Source organism: bacterium, assembly GCA_021372775.1.
Lineage (GTDB): Bacteria > Acidobacteriota > Polarisedimenticolia > J045 > J045 > JAJFTU01.
In genome coordinates this window covers 1-3,956 of sequence record JAJFTU010000045.1, presented here as the reverse complement: position 1 = coordinate 3,956, position 3,956 = coordinate 1, and the positions used below count along the sequence as shown (strand labels likewise).

The following is a 3,956-nucleotide window of genomic DNA, read 5'->3' as shown; positions in this document are numbered from 1 at the left end:
TTCGACGAGACGAACCTCTACGTCGGCTGCCGCGCCTTCGACCCCGAGCCGAAGAAGATCCGCGCCCACGTCGCCGACCGCGACCAGGTCTTCCGCAACGACTACATCGGCGTCCTCGTCGATCCGTTCCACGACGGCCGGCGCGGCTTCGAGTTCATGGTCAACCCGATGGGCGTGCAGATGGACGCCAGCGCGAGCGAGTTCGGCGGCGGCGGCGGCACGACGTCGGTTTCCGCCGCCCCCGGCGAGGACTTCACCTGGGACGCGATCTGGCGCGCCGCGGGGCGGATCACCGGCGAGGGCTACGTGGTCGAGATGGCGATCCCGTTCAGCTCGCTCCGCTTCCCGCGCGGCGACGGCGAGCAGACCTGGGGCGTGATCCTCTACCGCGCCTGGCCGCGCGACGTGATGCACAAGCTGCGGAGCGTGCCGAAGGACCGCGACCGCCCCTGCTACTTCTGCCAGGCGGGGACGATCTCCGGCTTCGCGGCGATGAAGCCGGGGCGGAACCTCGAGTTCGACCCGACGCTGACCGCAACCCGCGCCGACGCGAACCCCGACTACCCCGCCGGACGGATGACGAACGGCAAGGCGAAGGGGGACCTCGGCCTGTCCGCGCGTTGGAGCGCGACGCCGAACCTCTCGCTCAACCTCGCGCTCAACCCCGACTTCTCGCAGATCGAGGCCGACGCCGCGCAGCTTTCGATCAACCGTCAGTTCGCGCTCTCCTACGCCGAGAAGCGCCCCTTCTTCCTCGAGGGGGCGGACTTCTTCGCCACGCCGTTCCGCGTCGTCTACACGCGCGCCGTCGCCGACCCGGCGTGGGGCGTCAAGGTCAGCGGCAAGGACGGGGCGAACGCCTTCGGCGCCTTCGTCGCGCGCGACCGCGCGACGAACCTGATCTTCCCCGGCGCGCAGGACTCCGACGGCACGTCGCTCGACCAGGAGAACACGACCGCGGTGCTCCGCTGGCGGCGCGACGTCGGCGAGTCGTCGGCCGTCGGCGCGCTGCTGACGAGCCGCGAGGGGGACGGCTACCGCAATCGGGTCTTCGGATTCGACGGCTCGGTCCGCGTCAGCGAGAAGAACTCGATCAGCTTCCAGACGCTCGCCTCCGACACGCTCTACCCCGCGGAGACCGCGGCGGCCTACGGGCAGCCGCAGGCGCCGTTCGGGGGCGTGGTGAACAACGTCGAGTTCGACCACACCGCGCGCGACTGGAACTACTGGGTCGGCTCGACCTATCGCGGCGGGCGCTTCCGCGGCGACGCCGGGTTCATGCCCCAGGTCGGGACGCGCAACGTCTACGCCGGCGGCGAGCGGGTCTTCTGGAACGGCGCCGGACATTGGTACAACCGGATCCGGATCGGCACGAGCAACGCCGCGATCCAGACCGACCACGGCGACTACCTCGGGCGCGAGGGAGAGATCTACGTGCGCTACGAGGGACCGCTGCAGAGCTCGCTCACGCTCGAGCAGGACTACAGCGCGACCCGCTACGGCGGCAAGGACTTCGACACCGGCCAGAGCTATCTGTTCTTCAACTTCCGCCCGACCGGGGACCTCACCGCCTCGCTCGGCCTGCAGTACGGTCCCGGCGTGGACTACGACGCGGTGCGCGCCGGGCGCGTGCTCGCGGTCACCCCCGGCGCGACGATCAACGTCGGGCGGCACTTCTACCTGCAGCTCGACCACACGTTCGAGCGCCTCTCGCGCGACGGCGCGTGGCTCTACCGGGCCAACCTCTCGCAGGCGCGGCTGATCTACCAGTTCACGAACCGCTTCTTCGCGCGGGCGATCCTGCAGCGGACGCTGATCGACCGGAACATCGCCCTCTACGGGCCCGGGTACGACGCGCGCGACGACGAGCTGTTCGGCCAGTACCTCCTCTCCTACAAGGTCAACCCGCAGACGATGGTCTTCGTCGGCTACTCGGACACGCGGGAGGGGCTGGACTGGCAGGCGCGCGACATGCGGGACCGGACCTTCTTCGTCAAGCTGGGGTACGCGCTCGTGATCTGACGGGGGATAATCGGCGCGCCCCACGCAGCGAAGGAGAAGAAATGCTCGAGCCGACCGTCGCGGCCCAGGACCTCGAGACCTGGGCGTCGTTCTTGCTGGAACACTCCCTCGGCGGGATCGTCCCCGAGGACCGGGTGATGATCAAGGGAGAGCGGATCTGCTGGCCGCTGATGGCGGTCCTCGAGCGGAAGGTCCTCGAGGCAGGCGCCGTCCCCGACGTGCTGCTCGTCCCGCCGAACAACGACCGCGGCCGCGTCTGGTCGGCGGCGATGGGGCGGCACGGCAACCAATGGCAGCTCGAGCGCGTGCCGGAGTGGCACCGCGCGCGGTACGAGTCGATGACGAAGTACGTCGAGGTGCTCGGCGCCGAGGACCCGACCCTCTTCGCCGGCCTCTCGGCGCCGCAGGCGCAGGCGCTCGCCGGCGCCGACCGGCCGTTCGCCGACGTCCGCCTGAGCAAGCCGTGGGTGATCACGCTCTTCCCCACGCCGGGCTTCGCGCGGATGGAGGGGATCGACTTCGACGACTACACGCGGTTCCTCGTGCGCGCGTCGACGACCGACCCGCGGCCGCTCCGAGCGGCCGAAGAGCGGCTGGCCCCGCTGTTCAAGCAGGGGAAGACCGTGACGGTCGTGACCGAGCACCCGCGCGAGAAGCGGGAGCTGACGCTGCGGCTGGGGATCGAGCCGAGCCTGCCGCGCCTCTCCTACGGCCTGCGCAACTTCCCCGACGGCGAGGTCTTCACCAGCCCCGACGCCCGGCGGACCGAAGGCGAGATCTTCATCGACCTGCCGGTGAACTACGGCGGGAACGACATCCGCGGGATCTTCCTCCGCTTCGAGGGCGGGAAGATCGTCGCCTACCACGCCGAGGTCGGACACGAGCATCTCGCGGCGATCATCGAGACCGACGCGGGGTCGCACCGGCTGGGCGAGATCGCGCTCGGCATGAACCCGGGCTTGGACCGCGTGCTGAAGCACCCGCTGCTGGTCGAGAAGGTCGGCGGCACGCTGCACGTCGCGATCGGCGCGAGCTACGAGGACTGCTTCGAGGCCGAGCCGGGCACGCCGGAGGGGCGCGCGCGGGTCGAGGCGCTGGTCGAGCAAGGGATCCTCAACCGCTCCGCGCAGCACGTGGACATCGTGGCCGACTTCCGCCCCGGCGGCTGCGGCCGCCGCGTCCTGATCGACGACCACGAGCTGACCGTCCGCAACGACGTCTGGATCGCCGACTGACCCCGTAGGGGAGGCTGGCGCGCCGATCAGATCGTCGGAGAGTTCAAGAAACCACCGCGCCTGCCTCCCGACGTGAACCTCGCGCAACCTTACGACGCCGTAGGGGAGGCTGGCGCGTCCCGACGATCGCAGGACCGCTCAAGACTCCACCGCGCCTGCCTCCCGACGTGGACCTCGCGTAACCTTGCCTTTCGTCGTGAAAGGCAGGATTGCGCGGAAATCGAGTCGGGCGGCAGGCGCGGTGGCGGCGCCGTCGTTCCGACGGTCATCGGAGCGCGCCAGCCGCCCCTACGGGCGTCGCGCGAGACGGGAACGGATTCGCTCGACCAACGACGTCGTGGAAGCGCCCGCGAGCAACTCGACGCGGACGACGCGGCCGCCCCACGACTTGACTTCCTTCGCCCCGACGATCGCGTCCTCCGCCCAGTCGGCGCCCTTGATCAACACGTCCGGACGAATCGCGAGGATCGTCTCCAGCGGCGTCGGCTCGTCGAACAGCACGACGCGGTCCACCGCCTCCAGCGCGGCGAGCAGTTCGGCGCGCTCCGCCTCGGGCACGATCGGCCGCTCGGGCCCCTTGAGGCGGCGCACCGACGCGTCGGTGTTGACGCCCACGATCAGCGCGTCGGCCGCGCGGCGCGCCGCGGCCAGCAGGCGCACGTGCCCGGCGTGCAGCAAGTCGAAACAGCCGTTGGTGAA

Annotated in this window: 3 protein-coding genes; 2 read left to right on the top strand and 1 reads right to left on the bottom strand. The window is 70.4% G+C overall.

Annotation, left to right across the window (positions count from 1 at the left end; translation table 11 throughout):
* Together LLG88_01850 and LLG88_01845 are read left to right on the top strand one after the other, a co-directional pair.
* On the top strand, positions 1-2,022 hold a 2,022-nt coding region (locus tag LLG88_01850), incomplete at its 5' end, for a carbohydrate binding family 9 domain-containing protein (GenBank protein MCE5245650.1).
* A 41-nt stretch (positions 2,023-2,063) separates the two neighbouring features.
* Positions 2,064-3,257: an aminopeptidase gene (locus LLG88_01845; protein MCE5245649.1), complete on the top strand. Its 1,194-nt coding sequence runs from the start codon at positions 2,064-2,066 to the stop codon at positions 3,255-3,257.
* A gap of 288 nt (positions 3,258-3,545) precedes the next feature.
* On the opposite strand, the gene rfaE2 is transcribed toward LLG88_01845, so the two are convergent.
* On the bottom strand, positions 3,546-3,956 hold a 411-nt coding region (rfaE2, locus tag LLG88_01840; GenBank protein MCE5245648.1), incomplete at its 5' end, for a D-glycero-beta-D-manno-heptose 1-phosphate adenylyltransferase.

Excerpts from the sequence above, each read along its gene's own strand:
- LLG88_01845 (MCE5245649.1), top strand. The coding sequence starts at position 2,064 with ATGCTCGAGCCGACCGTCGCGGCCCAGGACCTCGAGACCTGGGCGTCG.